The sequence below is a fragment of the Niastella sp. genome, assembly GCF_045805085.1.
GTDB lineage: Bacteria > Bacteroidota > Bacteroidia > Chitinophagales > Chitinophagaceae > Niastella.
In genome coordinates this window covers 1-5974 of record NZ_JBJMLX010000239.1, presented here as the reverse complement: position 1 = coordinate 5974, position 5974 = coordinate 1, and the positions used below count along the sequence as shown (strand labels likewise).

Here is a 5974-nt window from a genome sequence, read left to right as displayed (position 1 = left end):
AGACAAACCAAAGGTTGACCAGCCATGGGTGCCCACGCAGATCACCGCATCGTTATCGATAGCGCGAATGAAGGGGATCATCTGGTCTGCATAAGACTTGATCTTTGCCCAGGTAGCGCCTGAGTTGGGTTCATTACAGATGTCGTAAATGATGTTGTTCTTGTTCTTGTGCTGATTGGCAATAGCCGAGAAGAATGTTTTTGCTCTCGACAGGTTATAGTTGGGATCGCCGGGCGTCAGCTGATGCCAGTCAACCAGTGCATACATGCCCCGTTCCGTGGCTTCCTCGATCAGGCGGTTCACCTGTGCCGTAAAACCGGCGGGATCAGTTTCATAACCATCTTCCTGAACATACATTGAAATGCGCAATACATCAGCGCCCCAGTCGTAGGCCAGTGCATCGAGCGAGGCTTCGGTTAAACAACTTCCCCAACCGTACCATTGAATACCATGGGTACTCATGCCACGCAGTTGAATGGGATTGCCATACTGGTTACATAATTTGGTGCCGATCACGCGCAACTGTCCATTCTTCTGGACCGGCGTTTGCGCCCGGGTGTTTTTTGCGGATGCTAATAGTAAGCACACGCTCCATAAAATAAGGTTTGTAACTTTCTTCATTCGGGTGTTTATTTAGGTTAACAATAAAGCTGGTTGACCAGTTAACCAGTTGACCGGTTAACGAGTTAACAAGTTGGCAGGTCGATAGGGTTGATAGACGATTATTCCTTTATTATTTGCTTCATCGCACTCTTTCCGTTATGCTTCAGTTTTATCCAATACATTCCCGCGGGCAGTTGTTTCGCATCGAATGGAACGCGATGGATGCCGGCTTTCATGGCACCATTCATCAGCAGGGCTACCTGCCGGCCCATTACATCAAATACACTCAGTTGAACCTGACTATCTTTCTCTATATTGAATGTGATGGTGTTGGCTGCATGAAAAGGATTGGGATAACTATTGAGCGTTTCTTTTATGGCAGCGGCTTCTTCTTCCATTACGCGCGCTGTTAATGAGGAACTGGTTTGCACGTGCACTTCGGTATAACTATTCCAGGCGTTTACACTGTTGCCATGTCCCACAATGCGAACATATTTTGCAGAAGTAGCGGCAATGGTAAATGTTTCCAGGTTCAGGCTGGTGCCGCTGCTTACCAGGTTGGATGCTTTTGTGCTCCAGCTGGCGCCATCGGTACTGGTTAAGATATCAAAAGTAGAACTGCGGGTATTACCACTATAAAAAGCGATCTGCACCCCGGTAATTGTAGTAGTACTGTTCAGGCAGAACTGGATCCATTGCCCGTCGCCACTGGCCGACCAGCGGGTGTTGAGGTCATTATCTAACACATTCGCCGGTACATTGCCATCATCGCTGCTGGCCACAACAGGCAAACACGCTGCCGGATCGGAACCATTGGCGCCAACCATCGATGTGGTCAGTATTTGCGCGATCACCGGCGCAGTTGATACTTCATCAGCGCCAATATCCTTTGTTCCGCTACGGCTTTGTCCGTCCATATCAACAGTAACATCCGTATACGTTCCTGTGGCTGCATTGATGGCCGGACTACCCGATTGCAAATGGAAAGTGCCGGTTGCATCGCGGGCCAGCAAAGGATTTACCACCGTATACCCACTCGATGGCATGGAACCGCCGCCATTGGCCTGGTACACGATGTTGTTCGACCACACAGCACCTGTATAGGGACCAGCAATAGAAGCCGCCGGGCCACCGCCCTGTATAATGTTGTTGGCAAACGTAGTAGCAGTAGCGCCTAACCCGTTTGTACGACCGGACTGTACATAGTTAGTGGTATTATTTACCAGGGTATTGAAAACGATCACACACCGATCGGGCCGGTCGTGCACGGTTAAAGCATCGCCATTGGCCACTTCCCCATCCCCATTACCAATATTGATGGCCGGGTCACAGTTTTCGAAGTGATTACTGAAGATGAGGTGATCGTCGCCAAAGATGCGGATGCCGGGTGTATTGATAAAGTAATTACCATACACGATACTGTGATTCCCATGCCGCAGGGTGAATTGCGCCGGGCAATTGCGAATGGTATTATACCGAACCGTAACCGCGCTCGACTTAACAGAGATCAATTCATTTTCGCCCTCACATTGTTCAAAAAGATTATACTCAACAATACTGTTGCTTGAAGAAAGACTGTACCCGCTTAAACCAAACTGGAGTGTTTCTGCACCATTACCTGTTTGAGGCTGCTGATCTAAAAAATAGTTGTGATGAATGTGCAGGCGTTGTGCGATCTGGCTACCTGTTCCCCGTACGGCAATAAAACGGCCGAGTGCATCCTTATGTTGAAAGGTGTTATAATCTACTTCATGATCGTTGCCATTCAGCAACAGGTCTTCCCCTTCACCGGGAGTTTGAAAAAGATTGCGCGTCCAGCGGCAAAAGCTGGTGCCACTGGCCATAGTAGCCTGCGAAGCATTGAAAGTGAACTTGAAGCCTTTAATAATAATGTACTTTGCCGGGCTCACGATATTAATACCAGCCGTACCATTTATTTCAGCGCCGCCTATTGATTGCGCCTGAATGGTAATGGGCGCCGCAGCGGTTCCCTGTTTGCTGATAGTAATATCTGTACTGGCTGTATAAATGCCGTTGGCCAGGATGATGATATCACCCGGCGCTGCATTATTGATAGCAGTTTGCAAAGCCGATAAAGAAGAAACATTTACAGTAGCGGCATGAAGCGCCGGTACTGCGCATAGCAATACAAGTAATAAATAAATTAAGGTTTTCATTGTTTTGATTGTTTAAGGCCATCGCACAGACGTATGACAATCCCTGGCAGGCATTGACCTACCTGTTTGATGACAGGAATGAATAGTTAAGAGGAGGCTATACTATTCCTGCATATCCTTTTAACAATGTTGAAGAAGAAGGTAAAATTTGCAACTGCCGCAAGATGCCGCATAAATCACACCGCAATTACAAATGGGGAAAACTAAAAGGAGTAGCAGGAAAAAAGATAGTACTGGTTTACGTTAGTAACAGGAGTATATGTTACCCATATACCAGGTGATGGTTGTTTTTTTCATTTGACAGCATTTTGGTTTAATCGTTATGGTATATGAAGTAACTATATTTTGACTGTTATTATTTCCCGGTTATTATCAGGTAAATAAACAATCTTACCACAAATAGGATTTTACCATAATATCGCCACAGGATCACGGGCAGCAGCAAACACCTAAGGAGCCTGCGCTGAATATAATTCTATGCTTCCACTTTTCGACATGGTGCTGCTAAGCAGAAAGCTTTGTTCTTTTTTACCGTATAAGATGCGCACATAGGCGGTATTGGGCGGAAAGGTTCCAAGACTTTCGGCATAGATCACCAACCGGTTGGGATAACCGGGATACAAGGGTATTTTTATAATGTAAGGCTTTTCTTTTAAACACAGTTTGGGTACTATCAACTGTCCATTATAATACACGCTGATGGTATCGCCATCGACAATGCCATTATCCATAAAGCGGATCTCGGCGGAATCGGCGTTTACGACGTACCGGGTGGCCTGCGATACCGCCCTGCCGGCAAAGTAATCGCGGCCTACCATTGAATCCTTGTATACAGGTTTTACAAAATTAAAACTGGTGCCGGCGGTTTTAGTAGTGAATTGGCGCGGCGTAATATCCGGATCATACAAAAAAGCTGGTTTATACACCAGTGACCCGATGTTTTTGCTATAGCGGGCTACAATATTACAAAGCGTATCACATCTTCTTTCCCCCTGTAATACCACACTGTCCCCCTGCTTTTCAAAGTTGTACTTCATGCTGTCGCATAAATTACAATGCTTGGCCCAGGTGTAACGACCGGGTGGGTCTTTAAAATACAGCACTTCCTTTAATTTGGTCATGATGTAATGGTCATAGATGCGACCGGTAATGCGGGTATGTAAACGTACGGTAGTATCAGAAGGAAGAATGCATTGCACCACCCCTTCAAACTGCGCCCCATTCATTTTGGTGATCTGCAGCCGGGTATCGAAGGTTTTGGTGAGTTTACTTTTCTCGCCAAAATACACGCCTTTCCAGGTGCCTTTTAACCATTGATTATCCTGACCAAGGCCAGGTAAAACCGATAGCACCCCAACCAGGAATGACACTACAACCAGTATATATTTATTCATTATTTGTACAGTTGAACTGTACGGTCCAGGGCGGGTAAGCAGGCAATTTAAACCCAAAAAACAACCCGGCAAAACGGAAAATGCAAAAAAAACCCCGACAATATCGTCGGGGACCTTTTCCTCTTAAACATGTAGTATTGCGGATAGAACAAAACCAGGGTCAATTATGCCACGGTTAAAATGGCCTCATGCTGCTTATACAACACTTTCGAAAACAATTCCTCATCCAACAGGTCATTTACCGATTTTATAATGAAATCCGGGGTATAGCCAAACTGGTCGAGGTCTGACTCCTGCGTAACGCCCGACAGCGTTAAGACTGTTGTAAAGCCCATAGAACCGGCGCCCAGGATGTCGGTGCCCATAGTATCGCCGATCATAATGGTTTCGTCGGTTGACAGTTGTAACAGCTTACGGGCCATACGCATCATTACCGGACTAGGCTTACCCACACTAAATGCCTGCTTGCCGGTAGCAAATTCAAGCATGGCGACAAACGCGCCACAACCAGCCCGGTATTTTCCATTTCCTACAGGGCAATTGGGATCAAGGTTGGTAGCTATCAACTTCGATCCGTTCATGATCATGTTAATCGCTTTATCAACCGATTCCAGCATAATGGTACGGCCTTCACCGATGATCACATAATCAGGATGATCGTCAACAATGGAATAACCTACATTATGTAATTCAGTCAACAAACCACCTTCACCAATTACATAGGCTGTGCCGTGTTCTTTACGGGAAGCCAGGTAACGCGCGGTTGCCATACCACAGGTAAATATATCTTCGTCGGTTACATTAAAACCCAATTTGCGCAATTTGTAGCTCACGTCGCGGGGTGTACGCTGACTGTTATTCGTCAGGAATAAAAAAGGATAGCCTTTTTCACGCAAAGAGTTGATAAACTCCACTGCGCCGGGAATAGGTTCACTGCCTCTGTAAATAACCCCATCCATGTCGATAAGAAAGCCCTTTTGTGCCATAGGTTAAATTTTTAGATTTAAAAATTGCTGCTTTTTCAAATGACAACCATCCTTCGGCTCTGTTCAGGATGTGGGCAAACGCCAAAATGAAATATTTTAAGCTGGCAAGAATTATTATCGGCGGCAAGAATTTGGCAAGGAGTGATTCAGAAAAAGTGTGCAGAGTGCTTAGGCAAGTATTGTTATAAAACGAGCAGTCGCTGTGTTTATTGTATAAAGCAAATATACAGGTTATGAGTATATAATAAGTTAATCGAACATTAAGTTATTGAGGTCAATGGTGAATGGGCAATGGTGAATATGGCTCGTTTATATGATGCAGGTAATGTTTTGAGTGACTTTATCGTTATTAAGAGGCGTGTATTATTACATGGGGCAATTTGAAAAAAAAGTTACTTTTTGGGCAAAAGGCCCTCCTACGCTAAAGCTTCGGCGGGCGAAGCAGAGAAATTAAAAACGAAAAACAGAGAAATTAAAAAGTCGAGCCCTCGACTTCGCTCACGGTCTCTTTAACCTGTCAACTCCGTCAACACTATCAACTTTTATTCCTGGTCAACTGATCAACTGGTTAACTGATCAACTGGTTAACTGGTCAACTTGTTAACCTGTTAACTTGTCAACTTGTTAACTTGTCAACTTGTCAACTCCATCAACCCGCTACTTAAGCACCATCATTCTCCTCTAAATCCTTCAGCGCCTTATTAAACCGATACAACACCTCCACATACTTCTCCAACACGGGTAATAATAACCAGCCGGTGGCCTTACCATCAACCAGCATAAAATAATATTGTACGGCGCGTTTGATATCTTT

General features: G+C 45.2%; 4 protein-coding genes. All 4 read right to left on the bottom strand.

The window, feature by feature from the left end; genetic code table 11:
- Positions 1 to 621: glycoside hydrolase family 5 protein (locus tag ACJ751_RS12130; RefSeq protein WP_407745759.1), on the bottom strand; the 621-nt coding region annotated here is incomplete at its 3' end.
- A 101-nt stretch (positions 622 to 722) separates the two neighbouring features.
- The gene (locus ACJ751_RS12125) at positions 723 to 2780 is read right to left on the bottom strand and encodes a chondroitinase-B domain-containing protein (protein WP_407745758.1); all 2058 of its coding nucleotides are present in this window, start codon (positions 2778 to 2780) and stop codon (positions 723 to 725) included.
- Positions 2781 to 3229: 449 nt separating this feature from the next.
- A complete protein-coding gene (locus ACJ751_RS12120) occupies positions 3230 to 4174 on the bottom strand; it encodes a hypothetical protein (protein ID WP_407745757.1) in 945 nt (314 codons plus the stop codon).
- Between the two features lie 164 nt (positions 4175 to 4338).
- Positions 4339 to 5160 (bottom strand): HAD-IIA family hydrolase, encoded by an 822-nt coding sequence (locus ACJ751_RS12115; RefSeq protein WP_407745756.1) that lies wholly within the window; start codon positions 5158 to 5160, stop codon positions 4339 to 4341.
- Between the last annotated feature and the right edge of the window lie 814 nt (positions 5161 to 5974).

Excerpts from the sequence above, each read along its gene's own strand:
- ACJ751_RS12125 (WP_407745758.1), bottom strand. The coding sequence starts at position 2,780 with ATGAAAACCTTAATTTATTTATTACTTGTATTGCTATGCGCAGTACCG.
- ACJ751_RS12120 (WP_407745757.1), bottom strand. The coding sequence starts at position 4,174 with ATGAATAAATATATACTGGTTGTAGTGTCATTCCTGGTTGGGGTGCTA.
- ACJ751_RS12115 (WP_407745756.1), bottom strand. The coding sequence starts at position 5,160 with ATGGCACAAAAGGGCTTTCTTATCGACATGGATGGGGTTATTTACAGA.